The organism is Pelagibacterium sediminicola, from assembly GCF_003390885.1.
Classification (GTDB): Bacteria; Pseudomonadota; Alphaproteobacteria; order Rhizobiales; family Devosiaceae; genus Pelagibacterium; species Pelagibacterium sediminicola.
In genome coordinates, this window is the sequence record NZ_QMEL01000003.1 from 358,334 (window position 1) to 379,488 (window position 21,155).

At 61.4% G+C, this 21,155-nt stretch carries 17 protein-coding genes and 1 tRNA gene; 7 read left to right on the plus strand and 11 right to left on the minus strand.

The window, feature by feature from the left end; all coding sequences use genetic code 11:
* Positions 1 to 2: 2 nt before the first annotated feature.
* Both guaB and DQG18_RS07925 read right to left on the minus strand, forming a co-directional pair.
* Positions 3 to 1,508, minus strand: a complete 1,506-nt coding sequence (gene guaB / locus DQG18_RS07920) for an IMP dehydrogenase (protein WP_116653685.1) — start codon at positions 1,506 to 1,508, stop codon at positions 3 to 5.
* Positions 1,509 to 1,643: 135 nt separating this feature from the next.
* Positions 1,644 to 1,946 carry an alkylphosphonate utilization protein gene (locus DQG18_RS07925; protein ID WP_116653686.1) on the minus strand — a complete coding sequence of 101 codons (303 nt, stop codon included), beginning with the start codon at positions 1,944 to 1,946 and terminating at the stop codon, positions 1,644 to 1,646.
* A 177-nt stretch (positions 1,947 to 2,123) separates the two neighbouring features.
* Between DQG18_RS07925 and motA the strand changes: the two genes are divergently transcribed.
* Together motA and DQG18_RS07935 are read left to right on the plus strand one after the other, a co-directional pair.
* Entirely contained in the window at positions 2,124 to 2,984 is an 861-nt protein-coding gene (motA, locus tag DQG18_RS07930) for a flagellar motor stator protein MotA (RefSeq protein WP_116653687.1), read from the plus strand.
* A 3-nt stretch (positions 2,985 to 2,987) separates the two neighbouring features.
* The gene (locus DQG18_RS07935) at positions 2,988 to 3,908 is read left to right on the plus strand and encodes a flagellar motor protein MotB (RefSeq protein WP_116653688.1); all 921 of its coding nucleotides are present in this window, start codon (positions 2,988 to 2,990) and stop codon (positions 3,906 to 3,908) included.
* On the opposite strand, the gene DQG18_RS07940 is transcribed toward DQG18_RS07935, so the two are convergent.
* The 4 genes from DQG18_RS07940 to DQG18_RS07955 form a co-directional block, all read right to left on the minus strand.
* The gene (locus tag DQG18_RS07940; protein ID WP_116653689.1) at positions 3,890 to 4,753 is read right to left on the minus strand and encodes a metallophosphoesterase family protein; all 864 of its coding nucleotides are present in this window, start codon (positions 4,751 to 4,753) and stop codon (positions 3,890 to 3,892) included. The two genes, DQG18_RS07935 and DQG18_RS07940, sit on opposite strands and share 19 nt — an antisense overlap.
* A complete protein-coding gene (locus DQG18_RS07945; protein WP_116653690.1) occupies positions 4,753 to 5,694 on the minus strand; it encodes a diacylglycerol/lipid kinase family protein in 942 nt (313 codons plus the stop codon). Before DQG18_RS07945 ends, DQG18_RS07940 begins: the two co-directional genes overlap by 1 nt.
* A 141-nt stretch (positions 5,695 to 5,835) precedes the next feature.
* Positions 5,836 to 6,552: an RlmE family RNA methyltransferase gene (locus DQG18_RS07950; RefSeq protein ID WP_116653691.1), complete on the minus strand. Its 717-nt coding sequence runs from the start codon at positions 6,550 to 6,552 to the stop codon at positions 5,836 to 5,838.
* Positions 6,542 to 7,750, minus strand: a complete 1,209-nt coding sequence (locus DQG18_RS07955; protein WP_245958404.1) for a Ppx/GppA phosphatase family protein — start codon at positions 7,748 to 7,750, stop codon at positions 6,542 to 6,544. Before DQG18_RS07955 ends, DQG18_RS07950 begins: the two co-directional genes overlap by 11 nt.
* Positions 7,751 to 8,151: 401 nt before the next feature.
* Between DQG18_RS07955 and DQG18_RS16035 the strand changes: the two genes are divergently transcribed.
* Both DQG18_RS16035 and DQG18_RS07965 read left to right on the plus strand, forming a co-directional pair.
* Positions 8,152 to 8,568, plus strand: coding sequence for a C40 family peptidase (locus DQG18_RS16035; protein WP_157970058.1), 417 nt, complete (start codon positions 8,152 to 8,154; stop codon positions 8,566 to 8,568).
* Between the two features lie 97 nt (positions 8,569 to 8,665).
* Positions 8,666 to 8,739: transfer RNA gene (locus DQG18_RS07965), tRNA-Gln, on the plus strand.
* A gap of 451 nt (positions 8,740 to 9,190) precedes the next feature.
* On the opposite strand, the gene DQG18_RS07970 is transcribed toward DQG18_RS07965, so the two are convergent.
* From DQG18_RS07970 to DQG18_RS07985, 4 genes are all read right to left on the minus strand, one after another.
* Positions 9,191 to 9,706, minus strand: coding sequence for an invasion associated locus B family protein (locus DQG18_RS07970; RefSeq protein ID WP_116653693.1), 516 nt, complete (start codon positions 9,704 to 9,706; stop codon positions 9,191 to 9,193).
* A complete protein-coding gene (locus tag DQG18_RS07975; RefSeq protein WP_116653694.1) occupies positions 9,703 to 13,560 on the minus strand; it encodes a YDG domain-containing protein in 3,858 nt (1,285 codons plus the stop codon). Before DQG18_RS07975 ends, DQG18_RS07970 begins: the two co-directional genes overlap by 4 nt.
* An 8-nt stretch (positions 13,561 to 13,568) precedes the next feature.
* Positions 13,569 to 15,278, minus strand: a complete 1,710-nt coding sequence (locus tag DQG18_RS07980) for a ShlB/FhaC/HecB family hemolysin secretion/activation protein (RefSeq protein ID WP_116653695.1) — start codon at positions 15,276 to 15,278, stop codon at positions 13,569 to 13,571.
* Positions 15,279 to 15,439: 161 nt separating this feature from the next.
* Positions 15,440 to 17,281 (minus strand): patatin-like phospholipase family protein, encoded by a 1,842-nt coding sequence (locus DQG18_RS07985; RefSeq protein WP_116653696.1) that lies wholly within the window; start codon positions 17,279 to 17,281, stop codon positions 15,440 to 15,442.
* 227 nt (positions 17,282 to 17,508) lie between these two features.
* Here DQG18_RS07985 and DQG18_RS07990 point away from each other — a divergent pair, with 227 nt between their 5' ends.
* The 3 genes from DQG18_RS07990 (at position 17,509) to DQG18_RS08000 (ending at position 20,501) form a co-directional block, all read left to right on the plus strand.
* Positions 17,509 to 18,171: a response regulator gene (locus tag DQG18_RS07990; protein WP_116653697.1), complete on the plus strand. Its 663-nt coding sequence runs from the start codon at positions 17,509 to 17,511 to the stop codon at positions 18,169 to 18,171.
* Positions 18,172 to 18,224: 53 nt separating this feature from the next.
* The gene (locus DQG18_RS07995) at positions 18,225 to 20,051 is read left to right on the plus strand and encodes a sensor histidine kinase (RefSeq protein ID WP_157970059.1); all 1,827 of its coding nucleotides are present in this window, start codon (positions 18,225 to 18,227) and stop codon (positions 20,049 to 20,051) included.
* Between the two features lie 234 nt (positions 20,052 to 20,285).
* The gene (locus DQG18_RS08000) at positions 20,286 to 20,501 is read left to right on the plus strand and encodes a hypothetical protein (RefSeq protein WP_116653699.1); all 216 of its coding nucleotides are present in this window, start codon (positions 20,286 to 20,288) and stop codon (positions 20,499 to 20,501) included.
* 165 nt (positions 20,502 to 20,666) lie between these two features.
* Here DQG18_RS08000 and DQG18_RS08005 read toward each other — a convergent pair whose 3' ends face one another.
* On the minus strand, positions 20,667 to 21,128 hold the full coding sequence (locus DQG18_RS08005; RefSeq protein WP_116653700.1) for a P-loop NTPase family protein: 462 nt from the start codon (positions 21,126 to 21,128) through the stop codon (positions 20,667 to 20,669).
* Positions 21,129 to 21,155 lie beyond the last annotated feature (27 nt).

The window sequence follows — 21,155 nt, forward strand, 5'->3', positions numbered from 1 at the left end:
TGTCACCTCGCCGCCCCGCCATAATTGGGGCTTTCGCGGGTGATGGTGACGCCGTGGACGTGGCTTTCACTGAGCGAGGCGCCAGAAATCCTTACGAAAGTCGCTTCGCGGCGGAAAGTTTCAAGGTCTTTCGCACCGGTATACCCCATGGCCGCGCGCAGCCCGCCCGCAAGCTGGTGGAGAACGCCGCCAGCCGGGCCCTTGTAGGGCACCTGCCCCTCGATACCCTCGGGGACGAGTTTCATCGCATCGTTGACTTCCTGCTGGAAGTAACGGTCCGCCGAACCGCGCGCCATGGCGCCGACCGATCCCATTCCGCGATAGGATTTGTATGACCGCCCCTGATAGAGATAGACCTCGCCGGGACTCTCGTCGGTGCCGGCAAGGAGCGAGCCGACCATTGCGCAGGAAGCGCCGCCCGCCAATGCCTTGGCAAGATCGCCTGAGACCTTGATTCCACCATCCGCGATGATCGGAATATCCTGCTTGTCGGCTTCCTCGGCGCAGGCCATGACGGCGGAAAGCTGGGGCACGCCGACGCCGGCAACGATGCGGGTGGTGCAGATCGAACCGGGGCCGATGCCGACCTTGATGGCATCAGCGCCTGCATCGATCAGGGCTTTGGTGGCTTCAGCCGTTGCAACGTTGCCCGCCAGGATGCGGGTGGCGTTGCTTTCGCGCTTGATCCTTTCGACCGCCTCGGAAACGCGGACCGAGTGGCCGTGGGCGGTGTCGATGACGAGAAGATCGACACCGGCTTCGATGAGCATCATGGAACGCTCAAAGCCCTCGTCGCCTGTGGTCGAGGCGGCGGCTACGCGCAGGCGGCCATCTTCGTCCTTGATGGCGGACGGATGGAGTTGGGCCTTTTCCATATCCTTGACGGTGATGAGGCCGACGCAGTTCTGGTATTCGTCGACGACCAGAAGTTTTTCGATGCGGTGCTGATGGAGGAGCCTTTTGGCTTCTTCCTGGCTCACGCCGTCGCGCACGGTAATGAGCCCCTCGCGGGTCATCAGCTCGGAGATTTTCTGGCGTTCATTGCTGGCAAAGCGGACATCGCGGTTGGTAAGGATGCCCACCAGTTTGCCCGTATTACGCCCGCCGGTCCCGCCATTGGCAACGACAGGAATGCCGGAAATGCGATAGCGGTCCATCAGTGCATGAGCGTCGGCCAGCGTCGCATCGGGGCCGATGGTGATGGGATTGACCACCATCCCGCTCTCGAAATGCTTGACCTGCTTGACCTGTTCGGCCTGCTGTTCGGGGGTGAGATTACGGTGGATGACGCCCATTCCGCCCGCCTGCGCCATGGCGATGGCCATTTTCGCCTCGGTCACTGTGTCCATCGCCGAGGAGAGGATCGGGATGTTGAGGGCAATGTCCCTCGTGACGCGGGTGCGGATGTCGGCCTCGGTGGGCAGAACGTCCGAGCGGGCGGGTTGGAGCAGCACGTCGTCGAAGGTGAGCGCGGCTTCACCAGTGATGGAGGAAATAATCTTCGCCAAGGCCAGACCCCTTCTTGCCCTTCATCTATCGGATGAATTTTTGATGGTTCGATGACCGGCGGAAGACTCACCTGCCGGTTTCGGGTTGGCGAGGGTCAATAGCACCGGGGGCGGCGTTTGGGAAGTGGAATGGCGCTACCTTTTGCGCACAAACTCGGTGCGCAGCACCAATCCTTTTACGCTTTCGTGGCGGCAGTCGATTTCCTCGGGGTTGTCGGTGAGCCTGATCGAGCGGATCACCGTCCCCTGCTTCAGTGTCTGGCTCGTACCCTTGACCTTGAGGTCCTTGATCAGCGTCACGGAATCGCCATCGGCCAGTTCATTGCCCGATGCGTCCCTTACGACCTGCGATGCAGCTGCGTTGGCCGCATGTTCGGAAGCCGGTATCCATTCCCCGGAAACCTCGTCATATACGTATTCGTCGCCGCTTCCCGTCATGCCATTCCTTTTTCCCAATTTCCCTCGTCATCTCCTAGCCGCAACGGGGACGCGGCGCAACACGATCAGACTTCGGTAACTTTACCCCGTTATACATCAGATTGAACAAGCTCCGGATACGAGCAGAATGCTATCGCCCGCGGCGTACCGGCGGGCCGGAACGAGAGTTAAAAGCGTATGCGGGTTATCGTCGGCGCCGTGATCGTGTTCGCATCCGTTTTAGGCGGCTATGCGGCGATGGGCGGGCACCTGGAAATCCTCTGGCAACCTTTCGAGGCCGTCATCATCCTCGGCGCGGCACTGGGTGCCTTCATCATCGGCAACCCAAAGGCGGTGCTGATGGAAACCGGGAACATTTTCAAGAGGCTGTTCAAGGGATCGCAATACAACAAGCAGGCTTATGTGGAACTGCTCGGGTTGCAGTTCTCGATTTTCAAGCTGATACAGGCCAAGGGCCTCCTGGCCCTCGAACAGCATATCGAAAATCCCCAGCAGTCAGACCTTTTCGCGCGCTTTCCGACATTTGCGGGCAATCATCACGCCGTCGAGTTCATGTGCGACTATCTGCGCATGATCACGCTGGGCTCCTATGCGGTTCACGAGCTGGAATCGCTCATGGACGAGGAACTCGAAACTCACCATCAGGAAAAAGAGCGCGTCGTCGCCGCCATTCAGTCGATGGCGGATGCCACTCCGGCCCTCGGGATCGTTGCCGCTGTGCTCGGCGTCATCAAGACCATGGGCTCAATCACCCAGCCACCGGAAGTTCTGGGACACCTGATCGGCGGCGCGCTGGTCGGCACGTTCCTTGGCGTCTTCTGCGCCTATGGTTTCTTCGGCCCCATGGCGCAGGCATTGCGCAACACCAATGAGGCGGAAGCCAAGTATTTCCTCTCGATGAAAGCCGGGCTTCTCGCCCATGTGGCCGGTTACGCCCCGGTCATCGCCATCGAATTCGCGCGTAAGGCCGTGATGTCCGAAGACCGCCCCTCCTTTGCCGAAATCGACAGGGCAACCGCCAACCTCAAGAGGGCCTGATCGATGGCGCGGGGGAACGAAATCGTCATCGTCAAGCGGACAAGAAAGGCCAAGCACCCCCATCATGGCGGCGCCTGGAAGATCGCCTATGCCGACTTTGTGACGGCGATGATGGCTTTTTTTTTGCTGCTGTGGCTGATTTCGATGACGACGCCGGAGCAAAAGCAGGGGCTGGCGGACTATTTCGCACCCCCCAACATCGCCGAGACCACCAGTGGCTCGGATGGCGTGCTCAGCGGCCGCGCGCTGGACCACACCGGCGCCCAGATGGCTGGCTCGTCAAACGATGCCGCGGGCGGTGTCTCACTGGTACCCGAACGGGACGGTCCGCCCTCACTCCAGTCCGCCGCCACGGGTAAGGACGGGGAGACGGGCAACCTCAACGATGCGATCAATGCATCGCAGATCGACATCAATTCCAGCTACGAGCAGGTCTTTCACAGCGCGGCGGCCAGCATCCGGCAGGCCTGGCAAGCGCTGCCCGAGATCAACGAGATCGCGGACAACCTGATCATCGAGGAGACCGAGGAAGGTCTCGACATCCAGATCGTCGATCACGAGGGTCGGCCCATGTTCCCCGAAGGGTCGAAATATCCGTTCGAGCGCACGAGGAGTGCGATCACCGTGCTCGGCCCCATCCTGCAACAGCTTCCCCATCAGGTACGCATTTCCGGCCACACATCGGCTGGCGGAAACTATGCCGATCCGCGCTACGGGGCCTGGGAGCTGTCCGCCGACCGGGCGAATGTGGTTCGCGCATTGCTCGGCGAGTTCGGGCTTTCCGATGACCGCATCCATTCGGTCGTGGGACGGGCGGCGACAGAGCCCTATTTCGCCAACGACCCGTACCTTGCCGCCAACGAGCGCATCAGGATCACCATCCTCAACAACGCACCGCCGGTGCCTTACGACCTGACGCCCTGAGCAGGTAACGGCGTTTCCGACTCGGCCTGATGCGCTTTTTCGCGTGTGACCCATTTCTCGCCGAGCCATTCGCGGACGGCGATGTTGATCTCGCCATCACGGAAATCGATGATGTTATAGGCATTGGGCTCGCCGCGCAGCCGCGTGGAGGTGGCCGAGGATGCCTGAGCGACAAGGATGGGCGCCGCCGCCGCGTAGCGCGGCCCCACAGGGGCGGCTTCCTTCACCTCGCCCTGCGCCTCGTGCCGCCGGACGTAGCTGAGATGAAAATGGCCGGAAAGGACGAGGCGGACACCGATGCGCGAAAAGACTTCCAGCGCCTTGTCGGCGCGCTTCACCCGGCGCTGGAAACGCACCATCGGCTCTTCGGGGTGCATGAGCGGATGGTGGGCCACGACGACGCGGCATGTCGCATCCGAGTGTGCGGCAAAGCGCTGCTCGAGCCTGTCGAGTTGGCCAAGGCTGATCGTGCCGTCCGACCAGTTGAGGCCCCAACGCGCGCGGCGTGAGGTCTTGAGCCCGGCGATGGCAACCGAGCCCATCACGGTGAACGGCTCCAGTTCGGGGCTGATATAGGTCTTGTAGTATCCATAGGGATTCAGGAAGCGCCGGACGAGATTGCGTTCGGGAACATCGTGGTTGCCCGGAACGGCAAGGATCGGCACGGGCAGCGTATTGAGAAAGGCGCGGGCCCGCTCGAACTCGCTCCGGCTGCCAATCTGGGTAAAATCACCGGATACGACGACCAGATCGGGAGATTGCCCACGGATTTCGGCGGCGAACGTTTCAACCACCGCATCGTCATGGCGGCCAAAATGCAGATCGGAAAGGTGCAGCAGCCGCATCAGACCGTGGCGCTCGTCTGTTGCAGGTCCGTGTCGGCCTGTTGCCGAGGCGGGGCGAGAATTTCAAGCTCGCACGGGCGCATGCTGAATTCGAGCGGGGTGGGCATCATTTCCACCTCGCCGTCGAACATCACCTTGAGAGCCGGTTTCTTGCTGATGATCGTCACGGTCCGCGCCTCCTCGATGGTCAGTACTTCGTCGTCCCGCCAGCGGCCGAGCACCATGCGCAAGGCCAGGCGCACCATGTCGCCAAGGGTCAGATGCTTGAGGCGATATATGGTCAGTCTACCGGTATCGAGCCGGGAACGCGAAAAGAACATCCCCACCCCCTCGTCATATGCGTTGGACGCAACCGCAAGAGCCTGCATACGCTCGGCATGAGCCGGGCGGCCATCGGCGGAGACAGCGACCGCAAGCGGGCGCGCGCGTGCCAGCCGACGGGCCAGAAAGCGCAAAAAGCCGAACGCTGCGCCACCTCCCTCCCCCCTTATGTGCTCGCGGCCCGCAGCGAGCGCGGGCAAAACGCCGATAACGACCTTGTGCAGAAATATCCGCCCGTTCACGATCCCGACATCGATGGGGCGCGGCTCCATCGCCGCAAGCGCATCGGCCCAGGCCTCGGCTTCGAGCGGTATGCCCAGATCACGGGCCAGCAGGTTGGCGGTGCCGAGCGGAAGGATGCCGAGTATCTTTCCCGCACCACATACCGCGCCGGCAATGGCGGTGACGGTGCCGTCGCCACCCGCAGCCACGATCACCTCCGCGTCCGAGGCGATGGCCTTTTCGATACGCCGGTTGAGCAGCGTGTCGGAATCGGCGTCGACCACAGCATCGATCCCACGCTGGGCAAGCGCGGCGATGAGCCCTTCCCCCGTGATTCCCGAGGCGTCCACGCTGCCCGAATTCACGTTGAGCAGGATATGGTATCGATAGCGCGTCATTTCAGCGTCCAGCGGCAAGGCAAGTATCGACAAGATAACCGCGATGGCCCCGATTGGTTCATCGCGTGAGGGAATTTGCGTAGGATCGGCGGCCGGGCAATGTCGGGACGGCAGTTGCCCGTGGAAACAGGAAGGCTCGCGCTAATCCTGCCTCGTACCCTTGAAACCTCGCGCAATGAGATAGGTTTCGGCGGATTCCTGGCGGCTGGAGGGCGGCTTGGCGTGAAAGGTCGATGCGAAATTGCGCTTGAGCATCGCGAGCAGTTCGTGCTCGGTGCCGCCCTGAAAGACCTTGGCAACGAAGGTACCGCCGGGCGCCAGCACGTCGAGCGCGAAATCGACCGCTATCTCGACCAACGCGATGATACGCAGATGATCGGTCGCCTTGTGGCCGGTGGTGGGTGCGGCCATATCGGAAAGGACGATATCGGCCTTATGCCCGCCCAGCGCGTCGAACAGCGCCTGGGGCGCGTCGTCGTCGGTAAAGTCCTTCTGGAGCAGGATGGCGCCCGGCACCGGGTCCATCTCGAGATAGTCGATGCCGACAACGGTGGGATTTTCGGGGTCTGACTTAACGGCTTTAGCGGCAACCTGACACCAGCCGCCCGGCGCAGCCCCCAGATCGACCACGTGCATGCCCGGCTTGAGCAGATTGTATTTCTCGTTGAGTTCCACAAGCTTGTAGGCCGACCGGGCGCGATACCCTTCGGCACGGGCGCGGGCAACATAGGGGTCGTTGAGCTGGCGCTGGAGCCAAAGCGTCGAGGACATGGAGCGCTTGCGTGCAGTCTTCACCCGCGTCTTGAGATCGCGGTCGCCACGGCGCCCGCTTCCCTTGCCTGTCGGCTTATCCGGCATTGGGGCCTCCCCGGCGTCCGCGAGGCGGACGCCCCCGCTTCCAGACGCGGTCCTCCGACATCATGGAAATCAGGATGCCTTCGCGCAGACCGCGATCGGCCACGCGAATGCGCTGGCAGGGCCATTCGCGCCGGATCGCCTCGAAGATCGCACAGCCGGGAATGACCAGATCGGCGCGCTCCCGACCGATGCATGGATTGCCCATGCGGCGTTCGTAATTCATGGCGAGCAGCACGCGCATCGTGGCATCGACGTCCTCGGACCGCATCCACAAGCCATCGACCTTGGCACGTTCGTAGCGGTCGAGCCCGAGATGCAGGCCCGCCAGCGTCGTGACCGTACCCGAGGTTCCAAGGAACGGAATGGGGTGCGAGACCAGCATCGCGCGGAGCTTTTCACGTCCCCGGAACTGGCGCAGATGCCCGGCGACATAATCGACCATCGCCTCGAAGATTTCGGGGGTGACATCCACGCCACCGAACTTCTCGGCGATGGAGACGACGCCAACCGGAAGCGATTGCCAGGACCGGATCGAGGATGCGGTCTTGCCCCGGTTTTTCGGCCGGCCACCGCGAAAATCGAGCCAGGCCAGTTCCGACGACCCTCCTCCAATGTCAAAGAGCAACGCGCCCGATGCATCGGAATCGATCAGATCCGCGCAGCCGATCACTGCAAGTTCGGCCTCGGTCTTGCGGTCGACCACCTCGAATTCGAGGCCCACCTCGCGCTTGATCCTGTTGAGAAAGCTCTGCGAATTGCCAGCGGAACGGCAGGCTTCCGTCGCGATGATGCGGGTGCGAATGCCCTCATGCTGGGCCAGCTTGCCACGGCACATCCAGAGCGCCTCGATGGTCCGCTCCATGGCCGCATCGGACAGCCGGCCGGTTTGCGAAAGGCCTTCGCCCAGCCGGACGATGCGCGAAAAACCATCGAGAACGCGAAAACCGTGCTCGGTTGGGCGTGCGATCAGCAGCCTGCAATTGTTGGTGCCAAGGTCAAGCGCAGCATAAACCGGCATGCGTCGCCGGCGCGGCCCTTGCGGCTTTTGCGCTGAGGTCCACCGTTGTCCCCTGTCCCCGCCGGGGCGGCGGAGCTTGTGGACACTTCCACCATGACCGGTATCGAGCGAACCAGGCACGGCATCCGCGACCGGAACCCCGGCCTGCGAGAGTGCGGCGGACCGATTTGGATCGGTCACTGTTCTTGTCTCCAGGCTGCCCGGTCGCCCCGCGTCCAGCCGCCGCTTGCTGCGAATCCAGCAGGCGGAGCCAGCACCGGCGCCCCATGGCAGACGCGTTTCATTTTCATGTACCACGGTAGACGATCGTACCCGCCAAAGCAATCGTTACGCCTTGGGGCGGGCGGGCGGCGGGGTTTGCACCGTCAACTTCTCGCCACAAACGCGCTGTTTATGCCCTTTTCAGCAAGGGGGCAGCTTGAACGGGCTTCGTCTCCCCTGGCGCATTTCCCGTCCCGCTGCCTTTGCCGAGCGGACGGCCTTCCCGCCGTCGATGGTCAAACCACAGGTATCGAGCAGCGTACCGGCGCATCCGGCATTTGCTGGCCAGACACACGCGCCGCCATCAGGGATTGAAACAAATGCGTCTTGTTCTTTCCGCCGTGCTCGCGGCGGTTGCGTTCTTTTCCTTTACGGGCAGCGGGCAAACCCGAGATGCTCAATCGGTGATAAACACCATGCTTGCCGAACTGGGAGAACGGCGCCCTCAGGGATGTCCCAGCCGGTGGTGCGCGTGCTACATGGACACCGTACTCGCCCGCACGGGGCTGTTACCCCACGGCACTAATCGTGCCCGCGACTTTGCCAGCTACGGCCAGGAAGCTCAGCCGGGCGCGGTCGGCGCCATCATGGTAATGAACAATCATGTGGGCGTGGTCGTAGGGCAATGCGAGAACGGCCAGACCCGGATCGTCTCGGGCAATTATTCCAATCGGGTCGCACTGGGCTGCTACAATCCCGGCCGCGCAATCGCCTGGCGAGCTCCTGTCCGGCATTAAGCGAAGGGTCAAGCGGCAAAGTGCAATTGCAGGCTTGAAATCGACATCATCTGCGGCTAAACAGGCGCCACATCGACGCGGCCCACACCGCGCGCGTTGGGGAATAGGTTAACGGTAGACCCACGGACTCTGACTCCGTTAGTCCTGGTTCGAATCCAGGTTCCCCAGCCATTTTATCATTAAAATCAATATACTACGGTGGAAATTGCGATCCGTAGCTTAGATTTCATGTCGCGTCATGTTGCAGTCTAAACTCGCCTGTTTCCGGGCTTCTCAGTTTGGACACGGCAGCCCGCCGCATCCTGTCGTGGTTTTCGGGCACTCACGACTTGCCCCAGCCATTTTCGCGGACATGCAACGCGAGGGATAGCCGTCCCTATCCTTTAAGCCGCCCCCCATCTTCCGGGCCCCAATTCGCCATCGTCAGGGCTGTGTTGAGGTCGCCAGGGGCGAGACCGGCCTCATTTGCTTGGGACAGGGCTTGAACGATGGTGGCAAGGGCGCGGGCATGTCCGCCGGCGTCATATGCCTGCACGGACCCACGGACCCACGGAAGCTGTCAGTCCTGACAGTAACCAGATGACCATGACATTGCGTAGTGCCAGTTCGGCATTCAGATCCTCTATGATATCAGTTCCGTCATGCGGCCCAGCGCCGCCGTAAAACCGCGTAACGAGATATCGAAAGCAACAGGCTGAGCGGAATTGGCCGCCACGGCGGCAGCTCTGAGGACATTCCCTGCCTCGAGGTCAGCGATGGTGGAAGCCTCGAAGCGCACCGGCGCGATGCAGCCATTGGGCAGGCATGTGGAGAAAGCCAACCGCGGACCCGGCTGCTCATCGATTGCGAGCGAGATTCCCTGCGCCAGTGCCAGCCCGAACGGGAGGAGCAACGCACCTTCGATACCGCCGTCCGCGCCAGCGCGAAACTCTGCCGTCAGCACATGCTGGCCGGTTTGCGTGCTGCTTTGTACCTGCCGCATGAGGCAGATGGTGTCCCCCTCGGGCGCTTCACACGCGATCACCCAGTCCTGATAGGTTTCGACCAGCGACTCCGCTCCGCCCGGCAAGGGGCCAGAAAATGCATAGCTGGATGCAGCAAGGGAAAATGCAGCGGCAAACAGTGCGCGCATCGTCATTCGACCTCTTCCTCCGTTTCCCAGTCCAGATCAATGATGCCGGCATCAGCGGACAGGACGTCGCTTGTGGGGAGCGAGAACAAGCAACCGATGCATGTGTCCGCGCCGAATGATCGGCCGTGCATTGGCATAGGTGGATCAACCATGACGTTGATGTCGGCCATGGCGCTCGCGGTGGTGGCTGCGAGCGTGTAGTTGTCCGCGTCGACGCCACCGAGCGACAGGCCGGTGATCATCACCTTTTTTCCCGCGCCCGTATCGGAGTCCGCAAAATTGCCAGTCGCCGAAGCAAGGTTCAGCACGTCACCCGCCACCATTCCGGTGAAACCCGCTTCGGAAAGATTCAGCGCGGCGGCGGTCGTGCCATCATAAATCTTGTCCAACGCCTCAATGCCGGTAACGGCGGAGATGGTCGCCTTGGCGATATCGGCTGCCGTTACCGCAGTATCGTCGGCCAGGACATAATTGCCCGCGTCAGCGCCGCCCACCGCCAAGTCCGTTATATTGATCGCCTTGCCCGTTCCAGCATTCTTGTCTGTGAAGGCGCCGGTGCCACCGGACACCGTCAGAACATCGCCCGCCACGATGCCGGCAAAGCTCGCGCCGGAGGTGTCGAGCGTCGCGAGCGTCGTGCCGTCATAGACCCTGTCTTCCGCCGTAATGCCTGCAATATGGGTGATGGTCGCCCTGTCGATGGTCAATATGCCATCCGCATAGGCGATATCGTAGTTGTCGGAAACGAGACCCGACAGAGCGATAACATAGCCGCCGGCGTTGGTAGCACCCTGGGCATTGCCGCCATAGGCCAGGCTGCCGGTGAGAACCGCCTCGTCCTCGCCGCCGACGAATCCGGTATAGCTGACCCCGTTGCCACCGCTATAGGCCAGAGCGTCGTAGGTCTTGCTGTCATCGTTCGCAGTAACGGTGAGGGATGCCTTGTCGATGGTCAAACTCCCACCGACGAAGGTCAGCTCGTAGTTTTCGTCGTTGCCGCTGGCGGTGTGCGCATAGATTCCGGTATTGGTGCCGTTGCCGCCGCTGGTGGTAACCCCATCTAGCACACTTTCGTCTTCGCCACCCACCAGGCCGGTGGCGGTAAACCCGGAGACGCTCTGCGTGCCGCCATTGTAGGTCACGGTACCACTGTTGGCGGTCACCGTCGCTGCCGACTTGTCGATCGTGAGGGTGCCGTCGACATAACCGATATCGTAGTTGTCGGAAACGAGGCCCGACAGAGCGATGGCATAGCCGCCGGCGTTGGTAGCACCCTGGGCACTGCCGCCATAGGCCAGGCTGCCGGTGACAACCGCCTCGTCCTCACCGCCGACGAAACCGGTGTAGCTGACTCCGTTGCCGCCGTTATAGGCCAGAGCGTCGTAAGTCTTGCTGTCATCGTTCGCGATTACGGTGAGGGATGCCTTGTCGACGGTCAGGGTGCCCGGGTTGATGACCAGGTCATAGCCCTGCTGGGTGGAATAAAGCCCACCGAGACCGATGGCATAGTCGCCGGCATTGGTGCCGCTGCCGGAATAGGCGGAATCGCCGAGCAAAAGAGCTGCGTCATGACTTTCGATGACGGTATGACTGCCGGTGGCAGACTGCTCCGCACCATTATAGGTCACTGATTGAGCCACATCACCGAGGTCGACCGCCAACGGCGTTAAAAAGGCGCGCAGCAAGGGGGTGGTGTGGCCATCGTAGATGCGCCAAGCGCTACCGGTGCCACCCTGGACGTCAATATCGCCGCCCCAGTTGGCGAAGGTGGACAATTGCTGCAAATCGGCCATCGTCCTGCCTTCGCCCCGGTTGTTGGAGTAGCCACCGATGATGGAACTTCCGCCGGCATCGGTGGTGGCAAAGAAGCTCTGATTTATAGGCCCCGAACCCGCGCCCACCAGTCCGCCAACATCGTTTGCGCCTGTCACGCTGCCCATGGCGTAGCTCTGGCGAATAAGACCATCGCTATTCTGATAGCCTGCCAAGCCACCGACGTAGCGCGTGCCGATTGCCGCGACGTCGGCATAGCTTTGAATGATATAGCCGCCAATGCCGTTGTAACCCACCAGCCCACCGACAAAGTCACTACCGGTCACCGTCCCCGTCGCGTAGCTTTGAGTGATCGTAGAGCCGCTTTGGAGCCTGCCCACCAGCGCCCCCACGGTGTCCTTGCCCGTCACCTGGGCGTTTTCCAGCCCCACATGACGGATGTCCGCGTAATAGGTGAAGCCGAACAGGCCGGTATTACTTCTTCCGGGGCGGTTGACGGTGAGATCGCTGATGACATGGCCGAGGCCGTCGAAAATGCCGCTGAAACGGTCGTCAAGATTTCCAATCGGCAGAAAACCCGCGCCGCTGTTCCAGCCGGCGGTCGCCACGGCGTCGATATCCGTGGCCAGGGCATAGAAGACCGGGTCCCAATAACTTCCTAGGTCGTTGCCCATGGCCTGCAACTGATTCACATCGTGAATGAGCGTGAAAGCATCGCCGTTGACGCTGAAACTGCCGCCCGAGCCGGCGGTAAAGCTAACCGGGGCGCCGAGGTGATAGCCGCTGCCGCCGTAGTTGAGCGCAAGACCGCCGCCGCTGTTGGCTACCGTGATGGGTGCGTTGATATGGATATCGTCATGGGCGTCGAGGGTAAGTGTGGTAGGGGCGTCCCAATTCACCGCCGCGTTGATACGAATGTCGCCAGGCTCGCTGCCCGTTTCGGCAGTCTGCAGGGTGATATTGGTGCTAGCCAGGTTGGTGCTGAGGGTATCGGCGCCTATGCCGCTCTCGGTCTGTGCCGCGCCGCCCGCGCCAACGGTGAAGTCGGTGGGGTCGATCAGCCAGTCGCCTGTTTCGCCGTCTGCGGCAAGGGTCGTGACGCGGGCGTCCTCGGCGATTTCCACCCGCGCCGCGCTGGTTTCCACAAAGCCGCCATCGCCGCCATCGGGGGCGGAAGCATCCAGAGTGCCGGACACCTGCACTTCACCATGGGCCATATCGCCGAGCAGCAGGATGCGGCCATTCCTGTTGGCGATGGTTTTGGCTTCCACCGTGCCCGAATTGTTGACCACGCCTTGCATGGCCTCGCTGGCGCCCCTGGCAGTCAGGACCGCAAGCCCGCCATCGGCCTGAACGAGACCGCGATTTTCGACAAGCGTCGCAACATCCGAGGCTTTGACTTCAACCGAAAGCAGGCCATCGCCGTCGAAATCGAGCAGAACGTCGGTGCCGCCTACCAGCGCGGTATCGCCGGTGATGGTGCCCTCATTGATGACGCTCGGCGCGATCAGCGCCACCACACCGCCGGAGAGATTGCCCTCGTTGAAGATGGCGCCGCCATTGCCGCTGAAATCATAGGTGCCGGACAGGAAATCCTCGTTGCCGACCCCCAGGGTGGAGGCGACGAACCCGCCCGTCTGCACGCTGCCCGTCCTGCCGATGGCGATGCCGTTGGGATTGACGAGAAAGACCTGACCATTGGCGCTGAGGCTGCCCAGAATCCGGCTCGGATCCTGCTCCGTCACCCGGTTGAGGGCCACCGAGGAACTGCCGGGCTGGCTGAAGGTGACCGAGTAATCCGCGCCAATCGAAAAGTCCTGCCAGTTGGCGATCATCCGATCGGTGGACTGGTAGATCGTCATGGCATTGCCATCGACGGCAATCGCGGCAGATCCGGAAATCACCTGCCCGCCGGACGGCAGATCCCCGGCAAGAGCCGGCATGCTGAGCATTGCGCCTGCCACCAGCAACGGCGCGAACTTGCCACGACAACTCTTCGCCTTGCCGCCCCCACCGCGCATGCATTCCGCAAGGACGACAAGACGCCCGAGGGCCTTCGACCAGACATGCTTGTGGGCGTGGTTCATGGAGCCTCCTAAAACCGAACGGCGCCGGTGAGCCAGAATTGCTGATTGCCGCCCGCGTCATCGGTGACATCGCGGCCAGGATTGGAGCCAAGACTGTGGGCGTAGCTTACCGAAAAGCTAAGGTTCTCGCGTGCCCAGCGGGCCGACATTCCGGCAGACGCCAATCCGTAGGCGTTACAGCCGCAGGCATTGGCGTTGGGCACGCCATTGGAGCCGGCGTTCATCCACACGTGTCCGCCGTCAAGGAAAGCCGCGAGCTGCAGGTCCCCATAGTCTTCTGGAATCGGGGCGTCATAGCGTAGTTCCGCCGTGCCCAGCACGCCCATGTCGCCCCGCCCTTCGCCGACGGGCCAGCCGCGGACGCCGTGGGGACCACCGAGTGAAAAGTCCTGTGATGAATCGAGGTTCTTGTTCGCCCACTGCCCGTAAATCCGGCCGAAGAGCGAAAAATCGCCCGGAAGATCCTGCAGGCGTGCCAGTGAGGCATTGACGCGGTGAAACGCGCCCTGCGTTTGCAGTCCCGCCTCATCCGCCGTCAGTGACGACGCTTCACGCGAAAGATCGAGGCCGCCATAGGTCCAGCCGAGCGAAAAGAAAGAAAGGCCACCGCCGAACAAGCTATCCCGCGCATCGCCGGAAAGCCCCAGCGTGCCGGAGATCACGCGTTTGTCCGCCAGGCGCCCGAAGATGCTGTCATCGACGAGTACCTTTCCGTTGACGCTGCCGCTGATCTCCAGATTGAAATCGCGGCTTCGTGCGAGGGCGTAGTCCAGTCCCAGTCCGGCACTGTGAGCATATCCCTCAAGCTCGAGCGCCCCCCCGACATCATCGATATTACGGTAGGTGAGAAAAGAATAGTTTGCCTCGGCCGTAAGGCCCGAAGGGCCAACTGGCATGCTGAAGGCGGTGGAGACGAATTGCTGTCCTTGGGAAGCCGCAATGGACAAATTGGTAAGATCACCGAGCCCGGAAAGGTCGGTCAGCGTGACTTCGACGTTGCCCTGGACCACGCCGGTGGCCGGATCGCCGAAATTGTCGCTCGAAACGCGTGCCGAGAAGCGCGGTGTCTGTGTGACATCCACCACCAGATCGCTGGTGCCTGCCGTTTCGCCCGGTTTCAGCTTTGCCCGCGCCGTGACGCCGGGATGATCGTTCATCCGCAACAGCGCTTCTTCCAGATCTTCTTTGCGGACTGCGTTCACGGCAATATGGGAGGCTGCGATTGTTGCCAGCCGCTCCTCACTCGCCCGGACGTCCCCAGCGCGCTGGAACGCGGTGTTCGCCAGCCTTCCCTCCACAATTTCAATTGTGAGTATGCCCTCCGTAATGTCCTGCGGCGGAAGCACCGCGCGGGCCAGAAGCATCCCCTCTCGTTGCAAGGTCGCCGTCACTTCATCGGCCAGTGCATGAAGCCCGTTGATGCCAAGGCGCTCGTCGATGGCCCCCTCAAGCAGCCGTGTCCGCTCCTCCACCGGCAACAATTCCGCATGGCCGGTAAACCGCACCCCACGGAGAATGATTGTCGCGCCGCGTTCGTCTTTGGCGACACCTGATGGCGCTTGCGGTTCATCTTCCCTCTCCGGCAGTTGTTCCTGTTGCGGCACTTCCCTCAACTGCTGCTCACGCAAAAGCGACCCCGCGTCCTGCGCCAGGACCAGAGGCGCAAACACCCACATGCCCGCGCATGCCAGCACCCGCAGAAATAGCCTCTCGTGCATGACTTCCCGGACCTCCAAGGGTGAATCCTGGCTCCATGAATGAGCGAGGGCGGCACGGATTTAAGAAGGAACATGGTGCAGGCTCAATACCATGGATATGGTATTGAGCCTTTGGTCTCGCATGACTGCGCTCAGGTAATCGGCTTTGGCATTCGGACTGGCTACGCCACTTGGCGTATCTCCGGAGCGAGAGGCATCTTCCCGTTAGCTCCACGTCCGAGGACGGCATCTATCACTTCTTCATTTTTGTCCTTACGTACTGAAATCTCATTGAGCGCCCATGCATGAGCGGCATTGAATACGTCCATATGGCGGTCGAAGCTCATGACGCTGGCACCGGAAAATCGAGGTGGGCTCAGAACCAGATCCTGCGGTGTGACCGGCAAGTCGTAGCGCTGATGCGCCAGGATAGTGCGGAACAGCATGCTCATCAGGCGCGGCGCGCGCGGCAGACGTGCTCGTGGATTGATGAGCGATATCAGAAGTTTCGCCCGCCCCGGCAACGAGTCATAGGCGATATTGAAACGCTGGTCGCCCTCGCGCCCGAAATGGACCACCAGATTAGGACCGGCCTTGATCTCCTGCATTGGGCCCAGCGGCGCATCATCCATCACCCCACCGTCGACCAGCATCCTGCCGTCCTCGGCAAAGAAGGGCGGCAGCACGCAAGGAATAGCACTCGATGCCCGTACCGCCTGCCATAGCAGCCCGGATCGGATAATCTCCATGCGGTTGCTCGACAGATTGGTTGCAATGGCAAAAAAGGGTTTCCAGCAATCCTCCACCCGCGTATCCGCCCCATAGGCACGCGCCAGGGCATCATCGAAGGCCTTGTGGTCGAGGAGCGCATAGCGCGGCCAGGTCGGCCGTTTGAAGCTGCCGCTCTTGACGAAGATGTCCTGGGTGCCGGCCGTCAGGGTGTCGTGATCGCCCAGGAACGCAAAACCCGCGAGCATGGCGGCCCCCACACTCGTGCCCATAAAGATGTCGAATGTAGCACCCTGCTCGTGAAACGCGCGATAGATCCCCACATGGGCGGGACCGTATCCCCCGCCTCCACCGGCCACGAAACCTAGCGCCCGCCCGGTGAGGAAACGGATCAGTGCGTCGATGTCGGCATTGTCTTCCAGGGACATATGATGGTGAAGAAAGACCGGCGTACGCTCCAGCCATGCCGCCGTGCCCTCAACCACGCCGCACCGGCGTCGATGCAGGCGGACGAGCCTGCAGGCGGATTGCGGGTGGAATTTTTCCACCAGCTTTTCGACCGCCGACAACTCCGCCGTCGGTGCATCGCCACTCGTCACCAAGACTACTTCATCTGCCTGCCGGATACAAAACTCAGTCCAGCCCGTAAGCGTATCGTCGCCAAAATAGAAAACAGGCGTGGCATCGTTCTCGATCCGATCGAGCCATTCAGCCACCGCTGGATCGTCTAGAGGCAGTGCGCCGAAGTGATCAGAAACCATGGCGCGATCGACTGAGAGCAGACCATCCCGCTTCAACCGGTCCTGCATCCGCTGGATAAATGCCGGAGGCACCGGCTCATGCCCGCCTCTGACAAAGGCAATGGTGCGGCGCCGTCCCCCAGGCTTCCGTTGGCGCCCAACATCTCCAGCACTAGCGCGCTTGGCCAAATGACCAAGAAGCTCAGTGGCGATACTGGGGCGCTCCCCCAATGCGGCAGCGTAGGCGGAACGGGAAATTTCCAGCACCTCGCAATCGCGCAATGCCGCCACCGTCTCCCCATGGCACCCCTCTCCGAAGAACGCCAACTCACCTATGAGGTCTCCGGTCTGAAACTCCCGATACGTCGCCGGGGCATCTTTATCGGAAGAGGCCGCAAACACGCCCCGCTCGACCAGAAAGAATGACTCACAGCGCTCGTCGGCCCTGAACAGCAGATCGCCGCGCTTGATTGAGCGTCTGCGCCCATGTGCGGCGAGTGCATCTCCCAACACTCGCGCCGTCCCGGTTCGGCGTGTCCCCATGGTGCCGCCCATATATCCGTCCCCCCAAATTGGATTGTGCCCCGCGCAGTCAACGTCGATCGCGTGCAGAACCTACTCATCCAGGGGGACAGACCAAATACCATGAACATGGTATGGGTGGGTGGCGGCGCAGTATATATAGTGCTCTGCATCCATCGACGCAGTGGCGATGTTTTTGCCTGAGGACATGGTGCTGCTATCGTTCAATGCGGCGCGCTTAGAATAACGGATAACTCTCGATGGCGACGCGTCCGCTGAAAATCATACTCACAGAAGACGATGACCCGATCCGGGAGCGTCTCGCCAGCATTGTTGGCGCCTGGTCCGGGGCGGAGCTCTGCGCATCCTGTTCAAATCTCGAGGAAACGTTTGCAGCAATCGAAAACCGGGAAATCGATCTTCTGATAACTGACCTGCGACTGCCGGACGGCAGCGGGATCGAGGCCATCCGCGCGCTGGCCGGAAAGCATCCGAATGCCGAAGCCATGGTCATCTCCGTCCTTGCGGATGAACGTTCCGTGCTCGATGCGATCGAGGCGGGTGCGTCGGGATATCTACTCAAGGATGCGGACTCGATCGACCTTATTGACGCGATCAAGGATGTGATGGCAGGCCGCTCACCAATCTCCTCGCGCATCGCCCGCGTTCTCGTGCGCCGCCTGTCCGATCGGAAGGCTGAATCCGGGGCTGAGGAAATCGACAGGCCTACACTCACCACGCGCGAGACAGATATTCTTTGGGGTATCGCGAAGGGGTTCACCTATGGTGAACTGGCGGATAAACTTGCCATTTCCAGGCAGACCGTTCCCGTGCACATTCGCAACATCTATCGCAAGCTTCAGGCCTCCAACCGATCCGAGGCGGTCTTCGAGGCGGCGAGACTGGGCCTGATCAAATTGTGATGCACGAGCAGGCAGCAAGAAATTCCCCCGCCCTAAAGCTGCTGTCCTGGGTGATGCTGACGATCCTGATCGTTACGATCGGGTTTCTTCCCAATCTCTTCCGCATTTCCTCTCCTCCCAATGCCCCCACCATATTGGAAGCGCAATTTGGCCTGGAAGGGAGTGACGCTGAGGAAACCGTCTCCCTGCCCCACACCTGGATGCCGGCATCGCCCTATGACGTCGTTACCGGCACCTACCACCTCACCTTCCAAAGCGCCCGTCCCACGCACGAGCCGCTCTTCCTTTTCATTCCATCCGCCCGGCACCACATCGAAGCCTGGGTCAATGGCCAGCGCGCGATGTCGGCGCTCGATACGGCGTGGTCGAATCCTACCAGCGGCTATTCCTTCCTCGCCTTTATCCCGCAAGGCTCGATTCGAGAGGGCGACAACGAAATCATGCTCCGGCAATCCCGGGAGGTCGGGTGGCTTCCGGGGCGGCTCTCCCCGGTAAGCATCGGCCCTGCCAGCACCATCATGCCCGCCTACAAGCTATCTAATCTCCTGATCGATCAAGTGCGCGCCATGACATTCGCGCTGCACATTGTCCTGACCATCGGAATTGCGACCGTCTGGACCGCGCGCCGGCACGATCCCGTATTCCGGTGGTTGGCCCTGATAGCGATAGCGAGCTTGTTGGTCGTTCTTACTCAGGCGCCGGGCTTGCCCCTGGGGGCCGTGGAACACTTTCAGGTCACGGCGGCCTTTTCAGCCGTGGGTCTCATGGCGCTTGGCATGGCCCTAGCCATTATCGGAAGGCCGCGCCCGCGGTTGTTGTTGCCGGCCGTTGTGATCGTGCCGGCAGTCCTTCTGGTTATCGGGCTGTGCGGCCTGGTTCGTTTCCCCATCGTGGGATTGCTTAGCGCTACGGTTGCGCTTGTGGCCTACCTGGCGGCTGCCGGCATCCTTGCACATGACTTTGCCGTACGACGGAACTGGAACGCGGCGATACTGGCGGTTCCCTGCGCCCTCACGGCCTGGTTCGGCCTTCATGACATTCTGGTCGTAACCGGCCTTCATGATGCCCCCTTCCTCATCGTCTCTTATGTCCGCACCATGATGCTACTCGCCATCATGGTCATCCTGATGGGCCGGCTGGCGGACAGCCTCAACGGGCTGGACAATGCAAATGAAACCCTGCGGCAGCGGCTTGCAGCCCAGGAGGCGGAACTGGTGCTGCTCCACGAGAAGGAACGCGCCCATGCGAGCGAACTCGTGCGCGAACATGAACGCCAGCGCCTGATGCGGGATCTCCATGACGGCCTGAGCGGGCATCTGGTCTCCATCATTGCGCTTGCCGAACGCAATCCCGGCGAAGGGGAAGCCATCGAGCGGGCCGCGCGCGCTGCGCTCGACGACCTAAGACTGGTCGTCAACTCGCTGGATCTGAGCGATGGCGATCTGCGAATAGCTTTGGCCGCTTTCCGCGAAAAACTGGAGCCTCAGCTTCGCCGGCTGGGCGTTGAACTCGGCTGGTCAACCGAGAAACTGCCGGAGGTCATAGGGATCACACCAGAAATCGCCCTCTCGGTGCTGCGTATCCTCCAGGAAGCCGTGACCAACGCCATCAAGCACGGCCCCGCCCGCCGGATCGATATCGAGGGCAAAAAGACCGATGACGGCAGGGCAATGTTGGAGGTACGGAACGACGGCGCTCCGCTGCCCCATTTCGGCAAGGGCAAGGGCAAGGGGATTGGCAATATGGAACGCCGAGCCCGCGATCTTGGCGGCTGTGTCAACCTCACGGCCATCGATAATGGCGCCAACCTCTCACTGGTGCTGCCGACCGATCTACGGAAATGGTCCAACCTCAACAGGTCTGCACCCCAACAAAGATAGCGCCGATCGACACCGCTCAGTCATCAGGAAATTCATATCTTACGCTTGCATGGGGCTTTTAGGGTCGAATGCCAACTGGCCCAATTCAATCTTAAAGAATTGAATTACATACATAAGCCTTGTCCGATTTGGACTCTCATTCCGGCGCTCACCGAGCCAAGTGTGCAATGCTAAATCGAGACGGAAGCCTCGCATGAACTTCAGGGGCAGGATTGACGTTTCCTCTGGCTCAGCATGAACGTCAGATTGCTGGGTAGCCGGATCAACTGCCTGACGGTGGTTCTTCCGGTCGCCCCGCAAATAGCCGGCAAAGCCGGGAGCGAGTTCATCGATACCCTTGTGGCCTTCCCGCCGAAAGCCAAGGTCGAGATAATCGGCAACGAGCGCGTTCATCGAACAGCGCTCGACGCGCGCTACATCACGCAACTGCTCGACAACCGCAACCGATAGACGCAACCGGACCTCCCGAACGTCCTCGGCCTCACGTGGCGGTCTCGAGGCACGCGAGCGAAGCGCTGCCGGAGCCGCGCGAGCGGGTTCGCGTTCACCAAACCGAAACCCTGCTTTCCTCTTGCCGGTCTCAGGCATGGGCGTTCCCTCTGGCGTAGGTGTGGCTCACATAGGAATACAGGCTGGCAATGGTTTTGGCCGCCGGATGCCCCGGCTGGTATTCCATCGCCCCCAAGCCATGCGTGTAGGCGTCGTGCGTTGCACCCCGCTCAGGATACATCCAGGCAGGATGCGGCCATCGGCAGCATATTTATCGATATACCACCGGGTTCTCTTGCTCTCTTCCCGATGCACGCGATTGAGAACCACCGGCGCCGGAACGCCAGCCTCATGCGCCACCCTGCAAATCCCACGGGTCGCATTGAGATCGAGACGTGTGTGGCCGGCTGGCACCAGCCCAAGATTGATGTGCTTCAGCGCGGCACGCATAACCACATTGTCATGTCCCGCAGTGTCGATAATGACGAGATCGTAGTCCTCCTTGTCCGCATAACCGCGGGTATCCTGTCTGGCGGTTACCATGCCTTGCCGACTGGGGTAATCCTCGTCCAGCAGGGATGTTCCCATGGCGGCGGATCAATTAGGATAGCGCGG